At 61.4% G+C, this 22,637-nt stretch carries 22 protein-coding genes; 15 read left to right on the top strand and 7 right to left on the bottom strand.

Translation table 11 applies throughout. The features are described 5' to 3' along the window. Window positions 1-33: 33 nt before the first annotated feature. The 7 genes from ACW9IN_RS26410 to ACW9IN_RS26380 all read left to right on the top strand — a co-directional run bounded on the left by ACW9IN_RS26410 (window position 34) and on the right by ACW9IN_RS26380 (window position 8,363). Window positions 34-1,392 (top strand): glutamine synthetase family protein, encoded by a 1,359-nt coding sequence (locus ACW9IN_RS26410; RefSeq protein ID WP_457368605.1) that lies wholly within the window; start codon window positions 34-36, stop codon window positions 1,390-1,392. A gap of 57 nt (window positions 1,393-1,449) precedes the next feature. Beyond that, the gene (locus tag ACW9IN_RS26405; RefSeq protein WP_457368604.1) at window positions 1,450-2,814 is read left to right on the top strand and encodes an aspartate aminotransferase family protein; all 1,365 of its coding nucleotides are present in this window, start codon (window positions 1,450-1,452) and stop codon (window positions 2,812-2,814) included. Between the two features lie 195 nt (window positions 2,815-3,009). Next, entirely contained in the window at window positions 3,010-4,104 is a 1,095-nt protein-coding gene (locus tag ACW9IN_RS26400; protein ID WP_457368622.1) for a polyamine ABC transporter substrate-binding protein, read from the top strand. Between the two features lie 152 nt (window positions 4,105-4,256). Further along, window positions 4,257-5,351: a polyamine ABC transporter substrate-binding protein gene (locus ACW9IN_RS26395; RefSeq protein WP_457368603.1), complete on the top strand. Its 1,095-nt coding sequence runs from the start codon at window positions 4,257-4,259 to the stop codon at window positions 5,349-5,351. 71 nt (window positions 5,352-5,422) lie between these two features. Continuing rightward, a complete protein-coding gene (locus ACW9IN_RS26390; RefSeq protein ID WP_457368602.1) occupies window positions 5,423-6,565 on the top strand; it encodes an ABC transporter ATP-binding protein in 1,143 nt (380 codons plus the stop codon). Next, on the top strand, window positions 6,562-7,482 hold the full coding sequence (locus ACW9IN_RS26385; protein ID WP_457368601.1) for an ABC transporter permease subunit: 921 nt from the start codon (window positions 6,562-6,564) through the stop codon (window positions 7,480-7,482). The genes ACW9IN_RS26390 and ACW9IN_RS26385 overlap by 4 nt, the downstream gene beginning before the upstream one ends. Continuing rightward, window positions 7,479-8,363 (top strand): ABC transporter permease subunit, encoded by an 885-nt coding sequence (locus ACW9IN_RS26380; protein WP_457368600.1) that lies wholly within the window; start codon window positions 7,479-7,481, stop codon window positions 8,361-8,363. Before ACW9IN_RS26385 ends, ACW9IN_RS26380 begins: the two co-directional genes overlap by 4 nt. 79 nt (window positions 8,364-8,442) lie before the next feature. Here the strand turns inward: ACW9IN_RS26380 and ACW9IN_RS26375 are convergent, their stop codons facing one another. Continuing rightward, window positions 8,443-9,084 carry an HD domain-containing protein gene (locus ACW9IN_RS26375; protein WP_457368599.1) on the bottom strand — a complete coding sequence of 214 codons (642 nt, stop codon included), beginning with the start codon at window positions 9,082-9,084 and terminating at the stop codon, window positions 8,443-8,445. Window positions 9,085-9,343: 259 nt separating this feature from the next. Between ACW9IN_RS26375 and ACW9IN_RS26370 the strand changes: the two genes are divergently transcribed. Then, on the top strand, window positions 9,344-10,309 hold the full coding sequence (locus ACW9IN_RS26370; RefSeq protein ID WP_457368598.1) for a GlxA family transcriptional regulator: 966 nt from the start codon (window positions 9,344-9,346) through the stop codon (window positions 10,307-10,309). On the opposite strand, the gene ACW9IN_RS26365 is transcribed toward ACW9IN_RS26370, so the two are convergent. Continuing rightward, the gene (locus ACW9IN_RS26365; protein WP_016973032.1) at window positions 10,287-10,640 is read right to left on the bottom strand and encodes a carboxymuconolactone decarboxylase family protein; all 354 of its coding nucleotides are present in this window, start codon (window positions 10,638-10,640) and stop codon (window positions 10,287-10,289) included. The genes ACW9IN_RS26370 and ACW9IN_RS26365 overlap by 23 nt on opposite strands. 99 nt (window positions 10,641-10,739) lie before the next feature. Between ACW9IN_RS26365 and ACW9IN_RS26360 the strand changes: the two genes are divergently transcribed. Further along, window positions 10,740-11,642 carry an AraC family transcriptional regulator gene (locus tag ACW9IN_RS26360; protein WP_457368597.1) on the top strand — a complete coding sequence of 301 codons (903 nt, stop codon included), beginning with the start codon at window positions 10,740-10,742 and terminating at the stop codon, window positions 11,640-11,642. 32 nt (window positions 11,643-11,674) lie between these two features. On the opposite strand, the gene ACW9IN_RS26355 is transcribed toward ACW9IN_RS26360, so the two are convergent. Then, window positions 11,675-14,029, bottom strand: a complete 2,355-nt coding sequence (locus tag ACW9IN_RS26355) for a penicillin acylase family protein (RefSeq protein WP_457368596.1) — start codon at window positions 14,027-14,029, stop codon at window positions 11,675-11,677. Between the two features lie 31 nt (window positions 14,030-14,060). Next, window positions 14,061-14,636 carry a DUF6436 domain-containing protein gene (locus ACW9IN_RS26350; RefSeq protein WP_457368595.1) on the bottom strand — a complete coding sequence of 192 codons (576 nt, stop codon included), beginning with the start codon at window positions 14,634-14,636 and terminating at the stop codon, window positions 14,061-14,063. Window positions 14,637-14,735: 99 nt separating this feature from the next. Between ACW9IN_RS26350 and bipL the strand changes: the two genes are divergently transcribed. Then, the gene (gene bipL / locus ACW9IN_RS26345; RefSeq protein WP_457368594.1) at window positions 14,736-15,677 is read left to right on the top strand and encodes a phospholipase BipL; all 942 of its coding nucleotides are present in this window, start codon (window positions 14,736-14,738) and stop codon (window positions 15,675-15,677) included. 53 nt (window positions 15,678-15,730) lie between these two features. Here the strand turns inward: bipL and ACW9IN_RS26340 are convergent, their stop codons facing one another. Further along, window positions 15,731-16,483, bottom strand: a complete 753-nt coding sequence (locus ACW9IN_RS26340) for a DUF2059 domain-containing protein (protein WP_457368593.1) — start codon at window positions 16,481-16,483, stop codon at window positions 15,731-15,733. Between the two features lie 131 nt (window positions 16,484-16,614). Here ACW9IN_RS26340 and ACW9IN_RS26335 point away from each other — a divergent pair, with 131 nt between their 5' ends. Together ACW9IN_RS26335 and ACW9IN_RS26330 are read left to right on the top strand one after the other, a co-directional pair. After that, on the top strand, window positions 16,615-17,247 hold the full coding sequence (locus tag ACW9IN_RS26335; RefSeq protein ID WP_457368621.1) for a 2OG-Fe(II) oxygenase: 633 nt from the start codon (window positions 16,615-16,617) through the stop codon (window positions 17,245-17,247). Window positions 17,248-17,249: 2 nt separating this feature from the next. Continuing rightward, a complete protein-coding gene (locus tag ACW9IN_RS26330) occupies window positions 17,250-17,744 on the top strand; it encodes a DUF523 domain-containing protein (RefSeq protein ID WP_457368592.1) in 495 nt (164 codons plus the stop codon). A 164-nt stretch (window positions 17,745-17,908) separates the two neighbouring features. On the opposite strand, the gene ACW9IN_RS26325 is transcribed toward ACW9IN_RS26330, so the two are convergent. Beyond that, window positions 17,909-18,403, bottom strand: a complete 495-nt coding sequence (locus tag ACW9IN_RS26325; protein WP_457368591.1) for a transporter substrate-binding domain-containing protein — start codon at window positions 18,401-18,403, stop codon at window positions 17,909-17,911. A gap of 134 nt (window positions 18,404-18,537) precedes the next feature. On the opposite strand from ACW9IN_RS26325, the gene ACW9IN_RS26320 reads away from it, so the two are divergent. Further along, window positions 18,538-18,978, top strand: a complete 441-nt coding sequence (locus tag ACW9IN_RS26320) for a DUF4399 domain-containing protein (RefSeq protein ID WP_457368590.1) — start codon at window positions 18,538-18,540, stop codon at window positions 18,976-18,978. Between the two features lie 64 nt (window positions 18,979-19,042). Here ACW9IN_RS26320 and serA read toward each other — a convergent pair whose 3' ends face one another. After that, on the bottom strand, window positions 19,043-20,272 hold the full coding sequence (gene serA / locus ACW9IN_RS26315; RefSeq protein WP_457368589.1) for a phosphoglycerate dehydrogenase: 1,230 nt from the start codon (window positions 20,270-20,272) through the stop codon (window positions 19,043-19,045). Between the two features lie 205 nt (window positions 20,273-20,477). On the opposite strand from serA, the gene ACW9IN_RS26310 reads away from it, so the two are divergent. Continuing rightward, on the top strand, window positions 20,478-21,872 hold the full coding sequence (locus ACW9IN_RS26310; RefSeq protein WP_457368588.1) for an FAD-binding oxidoreductase: 1,395 nt from the start codon (window positions 20,478-20,480) through the stop codon (window positions 21,870-21,872). Between the two features lie 21 nt (window positions 21,873-21,893). Next, entirely contained in the window at window positions 21,894-22,559 is a 666-nt protein-coding gene (locus tag ACW9IN_RS26305) for a fumarylacetoacetate hydrolase family protein (protein ID WP_457368587.1), read from the top strand. Window positions 22,560-22,637: the final 78 nt, after the last annotated feature.

Here is a 22,637-nt window from a genome sequence, read left to right as displayed (position 1 = left end):
ATGGGTGTCAGGAAACCCAGCCCAGAGGCATTTATGAGTAACAACCTCGACCAGCTCACCGATTGGTTGAAAGACCACAAGATCACAGAAGTCGAATGCATGATTGGCGACCTCACCGGGATTACCCGGGGCAAAATCTCGCCGACCAACAAATTCATCGCCGAAAAAGGCATGCGCCTGCCCGAAAGCGTTCTGCTACAGACCGTGACTGGCGACTATGTCGAAGACGACATCTATTACGAACTGCTCGACCCGGCCGACATCGACATGATCTGCCGCCCCGACCAGAACGCGGTGTTCCTGGTGCCCTGGGCCATCGAGCCCACTGCACAGGTGATCCACGACACCTACGACAAGCAGGGCAACCCCATCGAGCTGTCGCCGCGCAACGTGCTCAAGAAAGTCCTCAAGCTCTACGCCGACAAAGGCTGGCAGCCCATCGTGGCGCCGGAGATGGAGTTCTACCTGACCAAGCGCTGCGAAGACCCGGACTTCCCGCTGCAACCGCCGATTGGCCGTTCCGGGCGCCCGGAAACGGGTCGTCAGTCCTTCTCCATAGAAGCGGCCAACGAATTCGACCCGCTGTTCGAAGACGTCTACGACTGGTGCGAATTGCAGGAGCTGGACCTCGACACCCTGATCCACGAGGACGGCACGGCGCAGATGGAAATCAATTTCCGTCACGGCGATGCCCTGTCCCTGGCCGACCAGATCCTGGTGTTCAAACGCACCATGCGTGAAGCCGCGCTCAAGCACGATGTGGCCGCCACCTTCATGGCCAAGCCGATGACCGGCGAGCCTGGCAGCGCGATGCACCTGCACCAGAGCATCATCGACATTGCCACCGGCAAGAACGTCTTCTCCAATGAAGACGGGACCATGAGCCAGCTGTTTCTCAACCACATCGGTGGCCTGCAGAAGTTCATCCCCGAACTGCTGCCCTTGTTTGCCCCCAACGTGAACTCGTTCCGCCGCTTCCTGCCGGATACCTCGGCGCCTGTGAACGTGGAGTGGGGCGAAGAGAACCGCACCGTGGGCTTGCGCGTACCGGATGCCGGGCCGCAGAACCGCCGCGTGGAAAACCGCTTGCCGGGTGCCGACGCCAACCCCTACCTGGCGATTGCCGCCAGCTTGCTGTGCGGTTTCATCGGCATGGTCGAAGGCCATAATCCGAGCGCGCCGGTAGTGGGGCGTGGTTACGAGCGCCGCAACCTGCGCCTGCCGCTGACCATCGAAGACGCCCTGGAACGCATGGAAAACAGCAAGACCATCGAGAAATACCTGGGTCATAAATTCATCACAGGCTACGTCGCGGTCAAGCGGGCCGAGCATGAAAACTTCAAGCGCGTGATCAGTTCGTGGGAGCGGGAATTCCTGCTCTTTGCCGTCTGATGCGCCGGGTGCGCCGTGCAGACGGCGCACCCTCACCTGTAGTTCTAGGAGATTGGTATGTCCAGCAACAACCCGCAAACCCGCGAATGGCAAGCCTTGAGCAGTGAGCACCACCTGGCGCCGTTCAGCGACTTCAAGCAATTGAAAGAAAAAGGCCCGCGCATCATCACCCACGCCAAGGGTGTGTACCTGTGGGACAGCGAAGGCAACAAGATCCTCGATGGCATGGCGGGCCTGTGGTGTGTGGCGGTGGGTTACGGTCGCGAAGAGCTGGCCGAGGTCGCCGCCAAACAAATGAAGGAACTGCCGTACTACAACCTGTTCTTCCAGACCGCGCACCCGCCGGTGCTGGAACTGGCCAAGGTCATTTCCGAAATCGCGCCCGAAGGCATGAACCATGTGTTCTTCACCGGCTCCGGTTCCGAAGGCAACGACACCATGTTGCGCATGGTCCGCCATTATTGGGCGATCAAGGGCCAACCGAACAAGAAAACCATCATCAGCCGCAAGAACGGCTACCACGGCTCCACCGTGGCCGGCGCGAGCCTGGGTGGCATGACCTATATGCACGAGCAGGGCGACTTGCCGATCCCGGGCATCACCCATATCGCCCAGCCGTACTGGTTCGGCGAAGGCGGCGACATGAGCCCCGAAGAGTTCGGCGTATGGGCCGCCAACCAGCTGGAAGAGAAGATCCTGGAGCTGGGCGTGGACAACGTCGGCGCTTTTATTGCGGAGCCGATCCAGGGTGCCGGTGGCGTGATCGTTCCGCCCGCCACCTACTGGCCGCGCATCAAGGAAATCCTCGCCAAGTACGACATCCTGTTCATCGCCGACGAGGTGATCTGCGGGTTCGGTCGCACCGGTGAGTGGTTCGGCAGCGATTTCTTCGACCTCAAGCCACACATGATGACCATCGCCAAGGGCCTGACCTCGGGTTACATCCCCATGGGCGGCCTGATCGTGCGCGACGAAGTGGTGGAAGTTCTCAATGAAGGGGGCGATTTCAACCACGGCTTCACCTACTCCGGTCACCCGGTGGCGGCGGCGGTGGCCCTGGAAAACATCCGCATCATGCGCGATGAAAAAATCGTCAGCCGTGTTCACGAAGAAACGGCACCGTATTTGCAGAAACGTCTGAGGGAACTGGCTGATCACCCGTTGGTGGGCGAGGTTCGCGGTGTGGGCATGCTCGGCGCAATCGAACTGGTGCAGGACAAGGCCACGCGCAAACGCTACGAAGACCGTGGCGTCGGCATGATCTGCCGCAACTTTTGCTTCAACAATGGCCTGATCATGCGCGCCGTGGGCGACACCATGATCATTTCGCCGCCGCTGGTGATCAGCACGGCTGAAATCGACGAGTTGGTGACCAAGGCACGGCATTGCCTGGACCTGACTTTGGCGGCATTGCAGGGCTAAGTGCTAGGCTCAGAACGCAGCGGCTTCGGGCGCTGCGTGCTGAGCAGTTATAAATGAGGCTTTGGTTGAAAGCCGGCCCAAGAACTTGCCAGACTGTCGCCCTGTTTTGCTGCCCTTTAGACGGGCCGCTGAACACTGTAAGAACGTGGCCCAAAAAAGAAAAATTGGAGCATCACCATAATGAAGGCATTAGGTTTGAAGAACGCTGGCAAGACCCTCCTCGCCTTGTCCCTGATGGGCGCAATGGCGGGCGCGGCCCAGGCAGACGATAAAGTGCTGCACGTCTACAACTGGTCCGACTACATTGCACCGGACACCATCGCCAACTTCGAAAAAGAGTCGGGCATCAAAGTGGTGTACGACGTGTTCGACAGTAACGAGACCCTGGAAGCCAAGTTGCTGGCAGGCAAGTCCGGCTACGACATCGTCGTACCGTCGAACAACTTCCTGGCCAAGCAGATCAAGGCCGGTGTCTACCAGGAGCTGGACAAGTCCAAACTGTCCAACTACGACAACCTGAACAAATCCCTGCTGAAAGCCGTGTCGGTCAGCGACCCGGACAACAAGCACGCCTTCCCGTACATGTGGGGCTCGATCGGCATCGGCTACAACCCGGAGAAGGTCAAGGCCGCGCTGGGCGTGGACAAGATCGATTCCTGGGACGTGCTGCTCAAGCCTGAAAACATCGCCAAGCTGAAAAGCTGCGGTGTGAGCTTCCTTGATTCGCCAACCGAGATGCTGCCGGTGGCGCTGCATTACCTGGGCCTGCCGACCGACACCCAAAAGAAAGACGATCTGAAGAAAGCCGAAGAACTGTTCCTGAAAATCCGTCCTTCCATCGGCTACTTCCACTCCTCCAAGTACATCTCCGACCTGGCCAACGGCAACATCTGTGTGGCCGTGGGTTACTCGGGTGACATCGAGCAGGCCAAGGCCCGCGCGGCTGAAGCCGGTGGCAAGGTCAAAGTGGCCTACGACATTCCGAAAGAAGGCGCTGGCAGCTTCTTCGACATGGTTGCCATCCCCAAAGATGCCGAAAACACCGACGCCGCCTACAAGTTCATGAACTACCTGCTCAAGCCGGAAGTCATGGCTGCGATCACCAACAGCGTGCATTTCCCGAACGGTAACGAGAAAGCCACCGCACTGGTCGACAAGGACATCACCAGCGACCCGGGCATCTACCCGCCAGCGGACGTGCAGGCCAAGCTCTACGCCATTGCCGACCTGCCGGCTGCGACCCAGCGTGAAATGACGCGCAGCTGGACCAAGATCAAATCGGGCAAATAAGCCTTAAAACTGTAGGAGGGGCAGTTTGACTGCCCTTCTTACACATTAAATGACAGAAAGTTTTGCCGGATCGGTTTATCGAGGGTAAGTTGCGCGCCGGTTTTGTTGCCGGGCAACAACTTTAGGGCCCAACTATTTAAGAGGACCTCCACTTGCCAATTTCTTTATTTCGCAAAGCCATGTTCGTGGGTGCCGGTATCACGCTGACGTTGAGCGTGCAGGCTGCACCGACGGTGCATATTTATAACTGGTCGGACTATATCGGCACCGACACCCTGGCCAACTTCGAAAAGGCCAGCGGGATCAAGCCCGTGTACGACGTGTTCGACTCCAACGAAACCCTGGAAGGCAAGCTGCTGGCCGGGCGTACCGGTTACGACGTGGTCGTGCCGTCCAACCACTTCCTGGGCAAGCAGATCAAGGCCGGGGCGTTCCAGAAGCTCGACAAGTCGCTGCTGACGAATTACGCCAACCTCGATCCGGCGCTGCTCAAGCGCCTGGAAAAGAATGACCCGGGCAACCAGTACGCGGTGCCGTACCTGTGGGGCACCAACGGCATCGGTTACAACGTCGATAAGGTGAAGGAAGTGCTGGGCGTCGACCATATCGACTCCTGGGCCGTGCTGTTCGAGCCGGAGAACATGAAGAAACTGGCCACTTGCGGCGTGTCGTTCATGGATTCGGCGGATGAAATGCTGCCGGCGGTGCTCAACTACATGGGCCTGAACCCCAACAGCGAGAACCCCGAAGACTACAAGAAGGCCGAAGAAAAGCTGCTGAAAGTGCGGCCCTACGTGACCTACTTCCATTCCTCCAAATACATCTCGGACCTGGCCAACGGCAATATCTGCGTGGCTGCCGGGTTCTCCGGCGACGTGTTCCAGGCCAAGGCCCGCGCGAAAGAAGCCGGCAAGGGCGTGAACATCGCCTACGCGATTCCCAAAGAAGGCGGCAACCTCTGGTTCGACGTGCTGGCCATCCCCAAGGATGCGGCCAACGTCAAAGAGGCCCACGCCTTCATCAACTATTTGCTGCAACCTGAGGTGATCGCTCAGGTCAGTGATTACGTCGGCTACGCCAACCCTAACCCCGGGGCGGACAAGCTGATGGAACAATCGATACGCACCGACGAGTCGGTTTATCCACCGCAGGCGGTTCTCGAGCGGACATTCGTCAACTTCGAGTTACCCCCGAAAGTGCAACGTTTGATGACCCGTAGCTGGACCAAGGTTAAGACGGGCAAGTAAGGCTTAAAGCTCAAACTATCCAAGGTTCGCCTACGTTGGGTGAACCGAAAATTTTGTTGGGAGTTTCGTAAATGGCAGTTGCCTCCGGCGCCTATAAGAAAGCCCTCGAGGGCGACCAGACACCGAAAAAGGTGTTGGTCAAAATCGACCGGGTCACGAAGAAGTTCGACGAGACGATTGCCGTGGACGATGTGTCCCTGGAAATCAAGAAGGGCGAGATCTTCGCCTTGCTCGGCGGTTCGGGATCGGGCAAATCCACTTTGCTGCGCATGCTCGCGGGTTTCGAGCGCCCGACCGAAGGCCGCATCTACCTCGATGGCGAAGACATCACCGACATGCCGCCCTACGAGCGGCCGATCAACATGATGTTCCAGTCCTACGCCTTGTTCCCGCACATGACCGTGGCGCAGAACATCGCGTTCGGTCTGCAACAGGACAAGATCCCCAAGGCCGAGATCGACGCCCGCGTGGCCGAGATGCTCAAGCTGGTGCAGATGAGCCAGTTCGCCAAGCGCAAGCCGCACCAGTTGTCCGGTGGCCAGCGTCAGCGTGTGGCCCTGGCGCGCTCCCTGGCCAAGCGTCCGAAACTGTTGTTGCTCGATGAGCCCATGGGCGCCCTCGACAAGAAGCTGCGCTCGCAGATGCAGCTCGAGCTGGTGGAGATCATCGAGCGCGTCGGCGTGACCTGCGTCATGGTGACCCACGACCAGGAAGAGGCCATGACCATGGCCGAGCGTATCGCCATCATGCACTTGGGCTGGATCGCCCAGATCGGCAGCCCGATCGATATCTACGAGACGCCCACCAGCCGCCTGGTGTGCGAGTTCATCGGCAACGTGAACATTTTCGAAACCCAGGTGGTGGACGACGCCGAGGGCCATGCGGTGCTCAAGTGCCCGGACCTGGACCGCGACATCTACGTGGGCTACGGCATCGCCACGTCGGTGGAAGACAAGTCGGTGACCTACGCCATCCGCCCGGAAAAGCTGCTGGTCACTTCCGAGATGCCGACCTGCGAGCACAACTGGTCCAGCGGCAAGGTGCACGACATCGCCTACCTGGGCGGCCACTCGGTGTTCTACGTGGAGCTGCCGAGCGGCAAGCTGGTGCAGTCGTTCGTCGCCAACGCCGAGCGCCGTGGCCAGCGACCGACCTGGGGTGACCAGGTCTATGTATGGTGGGAAGACGACAGCGGCGTGGTACTGCGCTCATGAACATGAAAAAGCTCAAGCGCCAGCTGCAACGAATAACCCCCGGTGGCCGGCATGTGGTCATCGGGATCCCTTTCCTCTGGCTGTTCCTGTTCTTCATGCTGCCGTTCTTCATCGTTCTGAAGATCAGCTTTGCCGAAGCCGACGTGGCGATCCCGCCGTATACCGAGATCTACACCTTCGTCGAGCAGAAATTGCAATTGGTGCTCAACCTCGCCAACTACGCAATGCTCGGTGACGACGAGCTGTACATTTCGGCGTACCTGGGCTCGCTGAAGATGGCGTTTTTCAGCACGCTGCTGTGCCTGTTGATCGGCTATCCGATGGCCTACGCCATCGCCAGCGCCCGCAAGGAAGTGCAGACCGTATTGGTGCTGCTGATCATGATGCCGACCTGGACGGCGATTCTGATCCGTGTGTACGCGTGGATGGGCATCCTCAGCAACAACGGTCTGCTCAATGGCTTCCTGATGTCCATGGGGCTGATCAACGAGCCGTTGCAGATCCTCAATACCAACATCGCGGTGTATATCGGCGTGGTCTATTCGTACCTGCCATTCATGATCCTGCCGCTCTACGCCAACCTGGTGAAACACGACCAGAGCCTGCTGGAAGCCGCTTCCGACCTGGGCTCGAGCACGTTCAACAGCTTCTGGAAGATCACCGTGCCGCTGTCCAAGAACGGCATCATCGCCGGCTGCATGCTGGTGTTCATCCCGGTGGTGGGCGAGTTCGTGATCCCGGAACTGCTCGGCGGCCCGGAAACCCTGATGATCGGTAAAGTGTTGTGGCAAGAGTTCTTCAACAACCGTGACTGGCCGGTAGCGTCCGCCCTGGCGGTGGTGATGCTGGCGATCCTGATCATTCCGATCATCCTGTTCAACCGCAGCCAGGCCAAAGAGATGGAGGGCAAGATATGAAGCGCGTCAGTTTCTCAAGCTTCATGCTGGTGGCGGGGCTGCTGTTCATCTACCTGCCGATGCTGATCCTGGTGATCTACTCGTTCAACGAATCCAAACTGGTGACAGTCTGGGGCGGTTGGTCGGTGAAGTGGTACGTGGGCCTGCTGGACAACACCCAGTTGATGGGCTCGGTGGGCCGCTCGCTGGAAATCGCCTGCTACACGGCAGTGGCGGCGGTGGCGCTGGGTACGCTGGCAGCGTTTGTGCTGACCCGCATCAGCCACTTCAAGGGGCGCACGCTGTTCGGCGGCCTGGTCACCGCGCCGCTGGTGATGCCGGAAGTGATCACCGGTCTGTCGCTGTTGCTGCTGTTCGTGGCCATGGCGCAGATGATCGGCTGGCCCCAGGAGCGTGGCATCGTCACGATCTGGATCGCCCACACTACCTTCTGTGCGGCGTATGTGGCGGTGGTGGTGTCGGCGCGGTTGCGTGAACTGGACCTGTCGATCGAAGAGGCGGCCATGGATCTCGGTGCACGGCCCTGGAAGGTGTTCTTCCTGATCACCATCCCGATGATCGCGCCGTCGCTGGCGGCGGGCGGCATGATGTCGTTCGCGTTGTCCCTCGACGACCTGGTACTGGCCAGCTTCGTATCGGGGCCGGGGTCGACCACCTTGCCGATGGAAGTGTTCTCGGCGGTGCGCCTGGGGGTCAAACCCGAGATCAACGCCGTGGCCAGCCTGATCCTGCTGGCGGTGTCGCTGGTGACCTTCCTGGTGTGGTTCTTCAGCCGCCGTGCCGAAGAGCACCGCAAGAAGGCCATCCAGCAAGCCATCGAAGAAGCGGCTGCGGACGGCTGGCAACAGCCGGACAAGCGCCGCGCGCCTGCATCGGTCTGATTGGTGCAACGCGGTTAAAAATGTGGGAGCTGGCAAGCCAGCTCCCACAGTGGTTTTGTGGTGTTTATCCGGTTGTGGGTCAGGCCACCCAAGGCGACTTGCGGATAACCTCCACAAAATTCATCGGCTTGAACCCGGGCTCCTGATCCACCAGTACATCGGTCTTCACGTTGCCAAACGTGGTCTGCGGGCGGTGGCGCAAGCCATCGGCGAAGGCGCAGATGATGCACTCCTTGAACCCTTCACCCCGTGGATGCGCATGCACCACCGCTTCGCGCTGCACGGTGCTGAACGCGGCGTAGTCCATGCCCAGCACGTCCATTTCCACGCCAGCGGTCACCAGCGCCACGGTCGGGCGCAAATGCTTCGGCACGCCCGGTGTGGTGTGCAGGGCGATGGACAGCCACACCTGCTCGATATCGTCATCGCTCAGCCCGTAAGGCTTGAGGAAGTCTGCGGCCGCGTTGGCGCCGTCCACTTCGAAACGTTCGTCGTCACTGCGGTGGCCTTCCACCAGGCCCAAGTCATGGAACATGGCGCCCACATAAAGCAGTTCGGGGTTGTAGGCCAGTTGTTTGCGCTCGCCGCTCAGGGCGCCGAACAGAAACACCCGGCGGGAGTGGTGGTACAGCAGGTCGGATTCGACATCGCGAATGTATTCGGTGGTGGCCTTGGCCAGGGCGCTGTCCGGAATCTGGATGCCGGCGATGGTGGTGCTCATGGTCGTTCTCCTCAACAAAGCGCCGGGGGTGGCGCCGATGAGTTCAGTCTGGTCGCGCGCCCGCGAAGGGGCTATCGGCACGAGGGCGCGATGTCGGCCAACCTGCCTTCAAATCGCGCCAAAGGTATACACGGTCAAATGTGGGAGCTGGCTTGCCTGCGATAGCATCAACTCGGTATACCTGATACACCGAGGTGCCTGTATCGCAGGCAAGCCAGCTCCCACAGGGTTTCGTGTCCGCCAGTCATAAGGTTTCGCCATGCATAGAACCGTTGCCATCCTGATCTTCCCCGGCGTCCAGTCACTGGACGTGACCGGCCCCATGGATGTGTTCTGCGAGGCCAACCGTTTCCTGCCGCCCGAGGATCATTACCAGTTGGAAGTGCTTGGCCTTGGCCACGGCACCCTGGCCGCCTCCAACGGTTTGTCATTGCAAGCCCACCGGCATTACCGCGAAGCCCTGCATGCCTACGACCTGCTGCTGGTGGCCGGCGGCCCGCAATTGCCCTTCGAGGATTTCGGTGCCGAGTTCGATGACTGGCTGCGCGGTGCCACTCAAAGAGCGCAACGCTTCGGCTCCATCTGCAACGGCGCCTTCATGCTCGCGCGCGCCGGGTTGCTGGACGGTAAGACCGTCACCACTCACTGGAACGACGCCGCTGACCTGGCGCGCCTGTGCCCCACGGCCCAGGTCGAGGCCGACCGCCTTTATGTGCAGGACGGCAGCCTCTACACCTCGGCGGGGGTTACGGCGGGTATCGATCTGTCGTTGTATCTGCTGGCCCAGGACCACGGCCCGGAGGTGGCGCTGAGCGTGGCCAAGCGCCTGGTGGTATTCACCCAGCGTTCGGGTGGGCAGTCGCAGTTCAGTCCGTTTCTCACGCCCCACGCCGAAACCACCTCGGCGGTGGCGCAGGTGCAGCTGTACGTGTTGGCGAACCTGACGGGGGACCTGACCATCGCCGACCTGGCCAAGGCGGCGAACATGAGTGCGCGCAACTTCTCCCGGGTCTTTGCCCGTGAAGCACGCATGACACCCGCGGAGTTCGTCGAGCGGGCGCGGGTGGATGCGGCGCGGGTGATGCTCGAAGGCAGTCCCGCACCCCTGAAGACGGTGGCCTATCAATGTGGGTTCCGGGACGCCCAGCACATGCGTAGTGTGTTCAATCGCCGGCTGGGCGTGACGCCGCAACAATTTCGGCTTAACTTTGCGGCGCCGGTTTGAGCGTGTCGTAGGCTTCCAGCGCGCGCAGCGAGTAGATGTATGCGGCGCCGGCATTCAGCGAGATCGCGGTGGCCAGGGTCGCGGCGACTTCTTCGCGGGTGGCGCCGGCCTTGATCGCCGCATCCGCATGCACGCCGATGCAACCGTCGCAGCGGGTGGTGATGGCCACGGCGATGGAAATCAGCTCGCGGGTCTTGGCGTCGAGAACATTGTTTTCCTCGGCAGCTTCGCCCAGCGCCATGTAGGCTTTGACCATCTTCGGGTTGCTCTTGCCCAGTGCGCCAAAGGCTTTCTTCACGGTAGGCAGCAAGTCGGACCAGTTATTGAACATTTCGGTAACTCCTCAGCAGGTTGGGTGTGAAGCCAGTCTGTGCTGTTCGAGGGACGCGTGATTGTTCAATCCGCTCATCTTTTTGACCGATGCTCGCAAATGAATTCGATCGACACCCTTATCGCGCTGGCCAACCTGCGCGGCAGTCTGGACCTGCGTTGTCAGTTTCAGGGCGACTGGGCCCTGGATCACTCGCCGGAAAACCTTGGCGTCGCGCCGTATCACATCGTGCTCAGTGGCAACTGCCGCGCGGAGTTGTCCGGTGGGCAGCACGTCACCCTGGAAGAAGGCGACATCCTGCTGATGCCGGGCGGCGCCACGCACCTGCTGCGCAGCCAGGGCGCGCGGATCCGGCCGATGCAGCCCAGGGTCATCGATGGCGGCCTGCTCCCGGTGCATCGCCTGGGCGGCGACCAGCCGGACCTGGACATGCTCTGCGGCAGCTTTCACTACAACCGCCAATCCCTGCTGTTCGGTGCGTTGCCGGAGTTTTTGGTGGTGTCCAGCCGCCAATGGCAGGCGGACGGGCAACTGGCCGCGCTGATTGCCCTGTTGCGCAGCGAGGCGGACGGCCAGCAGTTAGGGGCGAGGTCTTTTATCGATGCGCTGTCGTCAGCGCTGTTCACCCTGATTTTGCGCACGTGGCTCACGCGCCAGGCACCGGTGGCCGGTACCTTCGCCTTGCTCGCCGACAAGCGCCTGAGCAAGGCCTGGCAAGCGATGCTGGCCGACCCGGGGCATGACTGGACCATCGACAGCCTGGCGGCCACCGCGAGCATGTCCCGGGCCACCTTCATGCGTGCGTTCGTGAAAGTGGCGGGGGTCTCGCCGTGGGTGTTGCTGACCCAACTGCGCATGGAACTGGCGTTCAACCTGGTGCGCCAGTCGCGCCTGAGCCTGCTGGATATCGCCGCCCAGGTGGGTTACCAGTCCCAGGCGGCGTTCACCAAGAAGTTCAAGGAAACCTACGGCGAGGCGCCGGGGCGGGTGCGGGCGCAATAGCCGCCACGCTGCAGCTCCCACCCAGATCGCGGTTATCGGGCAGGCAGCAGCTTGAGTGTACCGCGCGTATTCGCCGTCACTTCCTCATCGGTGAAATGGGCCTGCTCGTAGCCGCCTTCGATGTAGCTTTCCGCCTGGTCACCGTAATGCCGGTCGAAGGGCACGCCGCTCTGGCCGACCGGGTTGATGGTGAGCGCGTGGGCGACATCGGCGAAGTCGATCAAGCGACGGGTCGATGGCCCGTAGGTCACCGGCCAAGGTGCGGGGCCGATATTGGCTGACTGGTTGTTGGGCACTTCATGGGTGCCCGGTGCCGGGAAGGGGCCGACGTTGACCACACGATCCAGTGGTTTCTGCGAGCCCAACGGGTGCCCGTGGGTCAGGGTGTGGGCCTTGCCCCATTGCCACTGGCCCGGGTCGTCGCCGAAGGTGGCCTTGAGGTGCGCCAGGCTATTGTCCCAGGCGAGTTTGACGAGCTCGGCACGCTTGCCGTCCCACCAGGGTGAATCCGCCGTGGCGGCCAGGCGCGGCAGGGCGGCGTCGATCACCCGGGTGCTGAGCAGGGTCTTGAACATGCCGTCGCCGAGTTTGGGGTGGAACGTTGCGTCGGCGAGGTTGAACAGGAACTGGTTGAACAGCGTGGCGCTGGTGGAGTCCAGCGGGTAGTCACCCTTCCAGCTGGCAAGCTGTTCCACCAGCTTCAGCTGTGCGGGGTCCTTGACCACCTCGCGCAATACCGGCAACAGCGGCGCCAGCAAGCGCGGGCCATAGGCGGTAGTGGTGCCCAGCTGCAACGCCTGGCTGTTGTTCACGTCCCACTTCACGCTCTTGTCGCTCAACTGCGCGTTCAGCTGCTGGCCACGGTCAGCCAGGTTGTAATAACCGGGAATCTCCATGCCGGTGGGCGAGACCGGCTGGGCATTGGCCGATACCACATAGCCGCGCGCCGGGTTTTCTTCCTGGGGATTGGCGCTGAACGGGTAAAAGCCCAGCTTGTCGGCCTGGGCCGTGCTGCCATCAAGGATAAAACCCGGATTGGCGCCGGCGGGGCGTATCGGCAACTGCGCGGCCGCCCACCAGCCGATATCCCCCTTGGCGTTGGCCCACACGATATTCAGGCCCGGGGCAGACACCTTCGCCGCCGCCGCACGGGCCTTGGCCAGCGTGTCGGCGCGGTTGAGCTGGTAGAACCCTTCGAGGATCGGGTTCGGCGTGTCGAGGAAGGCCCACCACATGGCGATCGGCGTCTTGCCGGCGTTCTCGCCGAGCACGTCATTGACGATCGGCCCGTGGGGCGACTGGCGCAGGGTGAGGGTGACCGGAGCCTGGCCTTTCACGGCGATCTGCTGTTCGCTGCGGATCATGTCGACCCACTGGCCGTGGTACCAGACCTGGTTGGGGTTGTCCGGGTTGACCTTCTCGGCGATCAGGTCGAGGTCGTCGTTCTGGAACATGGTCAGGCTCCAGCCGAAATCCAGGTTGTGCCCCAGGAACGCCACCGGCACCAGCGCGTTGTGATAGCCATACAGCTCGAAGCCCGGCGCCGAAAGTTGCGCCTCGTACCACACCGACGGCACCGAGAAACGAATGTGCGGGTCACCCGCCAGCAACGGTTTGCCGCTCTTGGTGCGGCTGCCGCTGATGGCCCATGCGTTGCTGCCTTCGAACTGCGGCAGGCCGTTGTCCGCCAGGGCCTGCTCGCTGAGGGAGGCGAGGGCGCCGAGGGTCTGCCAGTCACTGGCGGCGAGGTTGAGCGCGCCCTTGGGTTGCCAGCCGAGATCGAAGACGTTCAGGTAGTCGCTGCCCAATTGATCACGTACGTAAGTCAGCAAGGGTTCGGTACGAAACGCAGCGGCAAAGCTGTAGGCCATATACCCGGCGACGCTGATGGTGTCCTCGGCGGTAAACGGCCGCTTGGGAATGCCAAGCACGTCGAACTCCATGGGGCTGGCGTGGCTGTCCTGATACTGGTTGATCCCGTCCAGATAGGCTTGCAGCGCCTTCCAGTGCGCAGACTCATGGTCCAGCTGCGCCACATAAGTGGCGGCACGCTCGCGAATGCGCAGGCTGCGGAACAGTTTGTCGGTCTCCAGCACCTTCGGCCCCAGCACCTCGGCCAACTCGCCCCGGGCCAGGCGCCGCATGATCTCCATCTGGAACAAGCGGTCCTGGGCATGCACAAACCCGAGCGCACGATACAGATCGGCCTCGTTCTCGGCACGAATGTGCGGCACCCCTCGGTCGTCATAACGCACCGTGACCGAACCTTGCAGATTGGCCAACGTCACCGTGCCCTGGCGGGTCGGTTGCTTGCTGTAGATGTACCAGCCGGTGCCGAGGGCAACGAGCACCACCAGAACCGCAAGAACCTGCAAGACGCGCTTCATGAACATTCCTTACCGAGAGTGGTGTGTCGAACTACAAGCCGTTTGGCCACGAACAATAGCAGCCCACCGCCAAGGTGTGCGTGGCATTCACCTCGCGTCCGGCTTCAAGGGCTTTCAAGATCGGCTCAATAAAACTGTTGTCGGCGTTGCACGTCAGCCCTTCGCTGTAGGGGCCGAAGTACGCCAGTTTGCCCGTGCGATCCCAGATGCCCACGGCCGGGCTGGCCGGTACGTGGTCGGCGCCGGGCAGGGTGGTGAGGGTTTTCAGGCTGCGCAGGTTGTCGGGGAGCTGGCCGTGGCTGCCGGGTTTTTGCAGGGCATAGAATTCCACGCCCTGGGGCGCGTAGTGATCGATCAACTCGCCCAGGTGCTGCTGGTTGCCGACATTGCAGGGGCAGGCCGGGTCCCAGAAGTGAACCAGGCGGATCGGGCCGGGGCCGCTGAGGTCGGCGGGCAGGCGCAGGGTATCGCCGGAGAAGACCGCAGTGTGTTCGCTGAAGGCGCGCAGGTAACGGCCCTGGAACCAGTCATACGCCGCCCATAGCACGCCGGCGCAGAGGATCAGGATCAGGCTGGCGAACAGGGCGGTGCGGTAAGGCTGTCGCATGCGGATGTATCCTCGAAGGTCGCGTAGCTTGCCATGCTTGTCTCGACAGATGAATATCGCAGCTCGATATTCATCTTCACCGTCAGTCTGGATCCCTTTATGCCCGTCACGTTTGACCCCGATCATCTGCGCGAAAGCCTGCGGCCCCTGGTGGACGCGCAGCCGCTTTCAGCCGAAGCGCGGGTCTACCAGCGTTTCTACGGGCTGGACCTGGCCGCCCGTGCGGTGCCGGCGGTGAGCCGTCTGGGGCGTTTCGAGGTGGACGGTTTCCAGGTGGTGGCCCAGGTGTGGTGGCCGCCCGCGCCGGTGGCGACGCTGTTCCTGTTCCATGGTTTCTACGACCACATGGGCCTGTACCGCAATGTGGTGAACTGGGCGCTGGACCAGGGCTTTGTGGTGATCGCCTGCGATTTGCCCGGGCATGGCCTGTCGAGTGGCGCGCGTGCCAGCATCGAGGACTTTTCGGTATATCAGGACGTGGTGCAGGCACTGTTTGCCCAGGCCGGCGCCCTGCGACTGCCGCAACCCTGGCACCTGTTCGGGCAAAGTACCGGTGGCGCGGTGGTGTTGGATCATGTGCTCAACCACGGCGCCGACAGCCCGGCCCAGGGCAAGACGTTCCTGCTGGCGCCCTTGGTGCGACCGCGTGCGTGGGGCTGGTCGCAGGTCAGTTATTACCTGCTGCGTCCGTTCGTCAAAGGCATCGCGCGGCGCTTCAGCGAAAACACCAACGACCCCACGTTCAAGGCATTCCTGGAGGCCGACCCCTTGCAGCCCCGGCAGTTGCCTACCGCCTGGGTCGGCGCATTGGTGCGCTGGATCAGGCGCATCGAAGCGGCGCCTGCCAGCCCGAGGCGACCGGTGATCGTGCAGGGTGAGGAAGACATGACGGTGGACTGGCAGCACAACCTGCGGGTGCTGCGCGGCAAGTTCGATCAGCCTGAAGTGCTGATGCTGCCGCGTGGCAGGCATCACCTGGCGAATGAGATTCCGGAGATTCGTGAGGTGTACTTCAGGTTTCTTTCGGATCAACTGAAGTAGCGCCATTCAAATGTGGGAGCGGGCTTGCTCCCACAACCGTCCGCGCCCGCTTTTTACTGGGCCAGGCTTGAGGTGCTCTGACCGACAGCGAGTCCGGCGCGGATGGCGGCCAGGGCCGCCTGATAATACGCCTTGCCTTCCGGCGACTCGGCGAAGGTTGCGAATTCTTCCAACTCCGGGTCAGACAAATCCCGGTAGACATACAGCAGCGTGTTGCTCAGGTCCTTGTCGATCTGCTGCATCAGCCGCTCTCGCTGCCCATTCAACATGCCCTGGGCCTGGCCGCCGCCGAGCAGGCCGGGGATCATCTGGCTCAAGCTGTCTGCCGCTACACCGGCAATCGCCAGGCTGACTTCCGCACCGGCTTCACGGGCCGGCAGGGCTTGGGCGAGGTGGCCGATGATCAGGCTGCGGGTCGCATCGGCCTGCATTTTCGGCAGGCCCTGGGCGTTCTTCGCCAGCTGGTCGCGGCGGGTGGCCAACAACTCGGCGGCGACGATCTTGCGGCCCAGCGGCGACTGGAAAAACGCCAGGGCCGGTTTGGGGTCTGCGAGGTTCTTGCGCAGTTGCGCCTCGGCTCGCTGGTCCACGGCCTGGGCGGCAAAGCGCTTATTGCTGTTGTCCACCAGCGCCTGGTAAACCGCCGGCGGCAGGCTGTTGCGATAGCGTTGCTGGGCAGCACTGAGGGCGTCATTGAAATGTGCACGTTGTTCGGCCCAGCCGGCGACCTTGTACAACTGGTCATGGCTGTCTGCCCAGGCGGGCAATACGCAGAACATCAGCAAGGAAAAAAACAAACGACGCATATGGACTCCTGTCAGTCGGCCACTATTGTCCGTGTCGGGCGTAGGATTTGTCGAGAAGTCCTATCAGTCACCTGACTAAAGTACCTTCAGACGCTCGGCGGCTCTGTCGGATTCACAGGCGTATGGATACTATGCGCGCCATGCACACATCCCTCGATTCCCCTCTGCTGCAACGCATCGTCGATGACCTGGCCGAAAAAGGCTGGTCGCAGCAGGACGACTTCCTGCCCCAGGCATTGACCCTGGCCTTGGCCGCTGAGTGCCGTAAACGTGCGGCGCAAGGCGAGCTGGCGCCGGCGGCGGTAGGGCGCGGGCTTGCGCAGGAAATCCGCGAGGGCGTGCGGGGTGACCATATCCAGTGGCTGGAGCCTGGTGAGGCGGCCATCTGCGACACCTACATGACGCTGATGGACGACGTGCGACAGGCGATGAATCGCGGTCTGTTCCTGGGCCTGGAAGACTTCGAAAGCCACTTCGCGATGTACCCGCCTGGTGCGTTCTACCGCAAACACGTGGACCGCTTTCGCGACGACGACCGCCGCATGGTGTCGGCGGTGATCTACTTGAACGACGCCTGGCAACCCGAGCACGGCGGACAGTTGCGCCTCTACCTCAAGGATGGCGTTGAGCACGATGTACTGCCCGTCGGGGCGAGCCTGGTGGTGTTCCTGTCGGGCGATGTGCCCCATGAAGTGCTGCCGGCCACGCGCGATCGCCTGTCCCTGACCGGCTGGTTTCGCCGGAGGGGCAACGAGCCGTTTTAAGCATGGAAAAGATTCTGGTCAGCCGCTGCCTGTTGGGGCACAAGGTGCGCTACGACGGGGGTGGCAGTGGCCCATTCGATCAGTTGGCGGTGTGGCAGGCCCAGGGACGGGTGGTTGCGATCTGCCCGGAAGTGGCGGGCGGCTTGCCTACGCCGCGTCCGCCTGCCGAGATTCCCGGCGGGCAGGGCGCGGAGGTCTGGGAGGGGCGTGCCCAAGTGCTGACCGCCGAGGGCGAGGACTTCAGCGCGGCTTTCCTGGACGGCGCGCGCCAGGCGCTGGCACTGGTGCAGCGTCACAACATCCGTATCGCCATTCTCAAGGCCAATAGCCCCTCGTGCGGCAACTTGCTGACTTACGACGGCACTTTCAGCGGCGTGAAAGTGAGGGGTGAGGGCGTCACGGCGGCGTTGCTCAAGCGTCATGGGGTGCAGGTGTTCAGCGAACTGGAATTGCCCGAGGCGTCAGTCGCTCTGGCGCAGCTTTCGAGACCTGGGTAGGTGAAATGTGGGAGCTGCCGATCGTTCCCACGCTCTGCGTGGAAACGCATCCCGTGACGCTCCGCGTCACGACTTCAAGAGCGGACGCGGAGCGTCCAGGGCGGCATTCCCACGCGGAGCGTGGGAACAATCAAAGCCACATTGACCGAGTCAAATCTGGAAGATCACTGTGCCTTGGCTGCCGGGGTCTCGCTCTCAAACCACTTGTGCGTCAACGCCGCCAATCGCCCATCCGCCTTCACCCGTTGCATTGCCTTGTCCAGGCTGGCTTTGAACGCCGGGTTGCCTTTCTGGAATGGAATCGCCAGTTCGGGTGTTTCCTTATAAGCCTCACTGAAATCGAACCGATCCCGCAGCTCGGCAGTCATAGCGATATGGTTGATGGCCACGTCGTACTTGCCGGTTTCCACGCCGGGCAGCAGGTCGCTGTCATCGGTGGTGACGAATGAGGGGCGTACGTCCATTTCCTTGGCCAGTTGTTCGCCCAGCTCCACTTCGAACCCGGTGAGTTTGTCGCCGTCCTTGAAGTTGAACGGCGGCGTGTTGGCTTCCAGGGCGATGCGCAGTTCACCACGGTCAAATACGTCATCGATGAGTTCGGCATGAGCCAGGGGGCTCAGAAGGGGGAGCAGCAGTAACAGGCCAGGCAGAAAGCGCATGGTCACTCCTAGAGAATTCGAATGTGCGAGGCGCCGTTCAGCATCGCTCTGCTATGGTGTTGAGAGCCTTGGACAGCAATTTGCCGCGAAGTTGTCATAACCCAACAGATTTCCTGGAAAAACTGGAGAAGCGAATGAAAGCCCTTTTGTCCCGAGCAACGATTGCCAGCCTGCTGCTGGGTGCTTCCATGTTGGCGACAGCCGCCGACGGTATTCCACGCAGCGCGCCCCCTGAAGGCGCCAAGGTCTTTATCGTTTCGCCAAAAGACGGCGCCACCGTCGACAAGACCTTCACTGTCAAATTCGGCATGGAGGGCCTGAAACTGGCCCCGGCCACTGACCAGGCCCCAGGCACCGGCCACCATCACCTGCTGGTCGACCAGAAAGAACTGCCCGACGCCAGCGTGCCGATCCCGGCCACCGACACCGTGATCCACTACGGCAAGGCCCAGACCGAAACCGAACTGACCCTCACCCCAGGCAAGCACACTTTGCAATTGGTGGCTGGCGACAAGCTACACATGCAGTTCAACCCCACTGTGGCCTCGAAAGTGATCACGGTTAACGTCAAGTAAGCTTTGTTCAGATGCAAAAAAGGGAGCTCTCAGGAGCTCCCTTTTTCGTGGTGCAGGTGAAACTTTAGAACAGCACGCGGCTACGGATTGTGCCGTTGATGTGCTGCAGCTTCTCTTGCGCCAGGTCCGAGTACTCGGCGTCGACGTCGATCACCACGTAGCCGACCTTCTCGTTGGTCTGCAGGAACTGACCGGAGATGTTGATGCCGTTTTCCGCGAAGACCTTGTTGATCTCGCTCATAACACCCGGGATGTTTTCGTGGATGTGCAGCAGGCGGTGCTTGCCAGGGTGAGCCGGCAGCGCCACTTCCGGGAAGTTGACCGACGACACCGAGGTACCGTTGTCGCTGTACTTGACCAGCTTCTCGGCCACTTCCAGACCAATGTTGGCCTGGGCTTCAGCGGTGGAACCGCCGATGTGCGGGGTCAGGATCACGTTGTCCAGGCCACGCAGCGGGCTTTCGAAGATGTCGTCGTTGGAGCGAGGCTCTACCGGGAACACGTCGATGGCGGCGCCGATCAGGTGCTTGTCCTTGATCGCGTCGGCCAGGGCGTCCAGCTCGACCACGGTGCCGCGCGCGGCGTTGATCAGGATGCCGCCTTTCTTGATGGAGCGGATTTCCTTCTCGCCGATCATCCACTGGGTCTCAGCGGTTTCCGGAACGTGCAGGGTCACGATGTCGGACATGCCCAGCAGCTCGGTCAGGCTGGCCACTTGAGTGGCGTTGCCCAGCGGCAGCTTGGTCAGGGTGTCGTAGAAGAACACCTGCATGCCCAAGCCTTCGGCCAGGACCGACAACTGGGTGCCGATCGAGCCGTAACCGACGATACCCAGCTTCTTGCCCCGGATTTCGAAGGAGTTGGCCGCGCTCTTGATCCAGCCGCCACGGTGGCAGGACGCGTTTTTCTCAGGGATGCCGCGCAACAGCAGGATCGCCTCGGCCAGCACCAGCTCCGCCACGGAACGGGTGTTGGAGTACGGTGCGTTGAACACCGCGATGCCACGCTCGCGCGCTGCGTTGAGGTCGACTTGGTTGGTGCCGATGCAGAAACAGCCGACAGCCACCAGTTTCTTGGCGTGGTCGAAGATCTCTTCGGTCAGCTGAGTGCGGGAGCGAATGCCGATAAAGTGCGCGTCGGCGATCTTTTCCTTTAGCTGGGCTTCCGGCAGAGAACTGGTGATGTACTCAATGCTGGTGTACCCGGCGGCTTTCAGAACGTCGACAGCCGATGGGTGGACGCCTTCCAGAAGAAGGAACTTGATCTTGCTCTTATCGAGAGAAGTCTTGCTCATCTGCGTAAACCTGTATCCCGGAGAAAATTGGCAGGGAATCGGATCACGTAAGCTGACCCGGACGGCAGGAAAGCCGTCACCGCAGAAACGCCTTTGGGCTCTATCCTGCGGGGGCGGTATGCTAGCATACGTGCCCCGCTAAACACTCATTCCTGCGACGTGAAGCGTTCTCAGGGTGACCATGAATTGTTCGAGAGTTCTGTCGATGACCCATCCTGCCCTGATTGATGAGCTAAAGACCCTGGTTGAGCCTGGCAAAGTGCTGACCGACGCAGACTCCCTGGAGGCTTACGGCAAGGATTGGACCAAACACTTCGCGCCAGCACCCACTGCTATCGTCTTCCCCAAGACCATCGAGCAGGTGCAGGCCGTGGTCCGCTGGGCCAACGCCCACAAGGTGGCACTGGTGCCGTCGGGTGGCCGTACCGGTCTGTCGGCGGCGGCGGTGGCAGCCAATGGCGAGGTGGTGGTGTCGTTCGACTACATGAACCAGATCCTCGACCTGAACCTCACCGACCGCACCGCCGTATGCCAGCCGGGTGTGGTCACCAAGCAACTGCAGAACGCCGCCGAAGAACAGGGCCTGTACTACCCGGTGGACTTCGCATCGTCCGGTTCCAGCCAGATTGGCGGCAACATCGGCACCAATGCCGGCGGGATCAAGGTCATTCGCTACGGCATGACCCGCAATTGGGTGGCGGGCATGAAGGTGGTCACCGGCAAGGGCGATGTGCTGGAACTGAACCGCGACCTGATCAAGAACGCCACCGGCTACGACATGCGTCAGCTGTTCATCGGCGCCGAGGGCACCCTGGGTTTCGTGGTGGAAGCCACCATGCGCCTGGACCGTGCGCCGAAAAACCTCACCGCCATGGTGCTGGGCACCACTGATTTCGACTCGATCATGCCGGTGCTGCACGCATTCCAGAGCAAGCTGGACCTGACCGCTTTCGAGTTTTTTTCCGACAAGGCCCTGGCCAAGGTCCTCGGCCGTGGCGATGTACCTGCGCCGTTCGAAACCGAATGCCCGTTCTACGCGCTGCTGGAATTCGAAGCCACCACCGAAGAAGTTGCCAACCATGCGCTGGAAACTTTCGAGCATTGCGTGGAGCAGGGCTGGGTGCTGGACGGCGTGATGAGCCAGAGCGAAACCCAGCTGCACAACCTGTGGAAGCTGCGTGAGTACATCTCCGAGACCATTTCCCACTGGACGCCGTACAAGAACGACATTTCGGTGACGGTGTCGAAAGTGCCGGCATTCCTGAGTGAAATCGATGCGATCGTCGGCGAACACTACCCGGACTTCGAAATCGTCTGGTTCGGCCACATCGGCGACGGCAACCTGCACCTGAACATCCTCAAGCCGGAAAACCTGAGCAAGGACGAGTTCTTCGCCAAGTGCGCCACCGTGAACAAGTGGGTGTTCGAAACCGTCGAGAAGTACAACGGTTCGATCTCTGCCGAACACGGCGTTGGCATGACCAAGCGCGATTACCTGACCTACAGCCGCTCGCCCGCTGAAATCGAATACATGAAGGCCGTCAAAGCCGTGTTCGACCCCAACGGGATCATGAACCCCGGCAAGATCTTCGCTGTTTAACCGCCCTTCAGGAGTCGTTCCATGAGCTATCAGCACAAATATGTCGACGGCACCAACATCCACTTTCCGGTGGGCAAAGTGGTGTGCATCGGGCGTAACTACGCCGAACACGCCAAGGAGCTGGATAACCCGGTGCCGACCGAGCCGCTGCTGTTCATCAAGCCGGGCAGTTGCGTGGTGCCGCTGGAAGGTGGCTTCAGCATTCCCACCGAGCGCGGTTCGGTGCACTACGAAGCGGAAATTGCCGTGTTGATCGGCAAGCCCCTGTCGACCAAGCCCAGCCGTGAAGAAGTGCTGGACGCCATCTCCGGTTTCGCCCCGGCGCTGGACCTGACCCTGCGCGACAAGCAGGCCGAGTTGAAAGCCAAGGGCCTGCCGTGGGAAATCGCCAAGTCCTTCGATGGTGCTGCGGTGATTGCCCCCTTCGTGGTGGGCAGCACGTTCCCGGACGTGACCGATATCGGTATTCGCCTGACCATCAATGGCGAAGTGCGCCAGGACGGCAACAGCTCGCAGATGCTCAACCCGATCATCCCGATGATCCAGCACATGGCGGGCTGCTTCTCCTTGCAAGCCGGTGATGTGATTCTCACTGGCACCCCTGCTGGCGTGGGTCCGCTGAATGTGGGCGATGAGCTGGTGCTGGAGTTGTCGGATGTGAACCGCTTCGAAAGCAGCGTGCGCTAAAGCCTGCACATCACTTCAATGTGTGGCTTGTGTGGGAGCTGGCTTGCCTGCGATAGCGTCGCCTCGGTGTGACTGATA

Source organism: Pseudomonas sp. SDO5271_S396, assembly GCF_054071795.1.
This window is presented reverse-complemented; position numbering and strand designations above follow the sequence as displayed.

What these genes read in the sequence shown, in the direction of transcription:
- ACW9IN_RS26390 (WP_457368602.1), top strand. Translation starts at nt 5,423, where the DNA reads ATGGCAGTTGCCTCCGGCGCCTATAAGAAAGCCCTCGAGGGCGACCAG.
- ACW9IN_RS26310 (WP_457368588.1), top strand. Translation starts at nt 20,478, where the DNA reads ATGACCCATCCTGCCCTGATTGATGAGCTAAAGACCCTGGTTGAGCCT.
- ACW9IN_RS26405 (WP_457368604.1), top strand. Translation starts at nt 1,450, where the DNA reads ATGTCCAGCAACAACCCGCAAACCCGCGAATGGCAAGCCTTGAGCAGT.
- serA (WP_457368589.1), bottom strand. Translation starts at nt 20,272, where the DNA reads ATGAGCAAGACTTCTCTCGATAAGAGCAAGATCAAGTTCCTTCTTCTG.
- bipL (WP_457368594.1), top strand. Translation starts at nt 14,736, where the DNA reads ATGCCCGTCACGTTTGACCCCGATCATCTGCGCGAAAGCCTGCGGCCC.
- ACW9IN_RS26350 (WP_457368595.1), bottom strand. Translation starts at nt 14,636, where the DNA reads ATGCGACAGCCTTACCGCACCGCCCTGTTCGCCAGCCTGATCCTGATC.
- ACW9IN_RS26410 (WP_457368605.1), top strand. Translation starts at nt 34, where the DNA reads ATGAGTAACAACCTCGACCAGCTCACCGATTGGTTGAAAGACCACAAG.
- ACW9IN_RS26360 (WP_457368597.1), top strand. Translation starts at nt 10,740, where the DNA reads ATGAATTCGATCGACACCCTTATCGCGCTGGCCAACCTGCGCGGCAGT.
- ACW9IN_RS26385 (WP_457368601.1), top strand. Translation starts at nt 6,562, where the DNA reads ATGAACATGAAAAAGCTCAAGCGCCAGCTGCAACGAATAACCCCCGGT.
- ACW9IN_RS26305 (WP_457368587.1), top strand. Translation starts at nt 21,894, where the DNA reads ATGAGCTATCAGCACAAATATGTCGACGGCACCAACATCCACTTTCCG.
- ACW9IN_RS26325 (WP_457368591.1), bottom strand. Translation starts at nt 18,403, where the DNA reads ATGCGCTTTCTGCCTGGCCTGTTACTGCTGCTCCCCCTTCTGAGCCCC.
- ACW9IN_RS26330 (WP_457368592.1), top strand. Translation starts at nt 17,250, where the DNA reads ATGGAAAAGATTCTGGTCAGCCGCTGCCTGTTGGGGCACAAGGTGCGC.
- ACW9IN_RS26375 (WP_457368599.1), bottom strand. Translation starts at nt 9,084, where the DNA reads ATGAGCACCACCATCGCCGGCATCCAGATTCCGGACAGCGCCCTGGCC.
- ACW9IN_RS26335 (WP_457368621.1), top strand. Translation starts at nt 16,615, where the DNA reads ATGCGCGCCATGCACACATCCCTCGATTCCCCTCTGCTGCAACGCATC.
- ACW9IN_RS26320 (WP_457368590.1), top strand. Translation starts at nt 18,538, where the DNA reads ATGAAAGCCCTTTTGTCCCGAGCAACGATTGCCAGCCTGCTGCTGGGT.
- ACW9IN_RS26355 (WP_457368596.1), bottom strand. Translation starts at nt 14,029, where the DNA reads ATGAAGCGCGTCTTGCAGGTTCTTGCGGTTCTGGTGGTGCTCGTTGCC.
- ACW9IN_RS26365 (WP_016973032.1), bottom strand. Translation starts at nt 10,640, where the DNA reads ATGTTCAATAACTGGTCCGACTTGCTGCCTACCGTGAAGAAAGCCTTT.
- ACW9IN_RS26340 (WP_457368593.1), bottom strand. Translation starts at nt 16,483, where the DNA reads ATGCGTCGTTTGTTTTTTTCCTTGCTGATGTTCTGCGTATTGCCCGCC.
- ACW9IN_RS26380 (WP_457368600.1), top strand. Translation starts at nt 7,479, where the DNA reads ATGAAGCGCGTCAGTTTCTCAAGCTTCATGCTGGTGGCGGGGCTGCTG.
- ACW9IN_RS26370 (WP_457368598.1), top strand. Translation starts at nt 9,344, where the DNA reads ATGCATAGAACCGTTGCCATCCTGATCTTCCCCGGCGTCCAGTCACTG.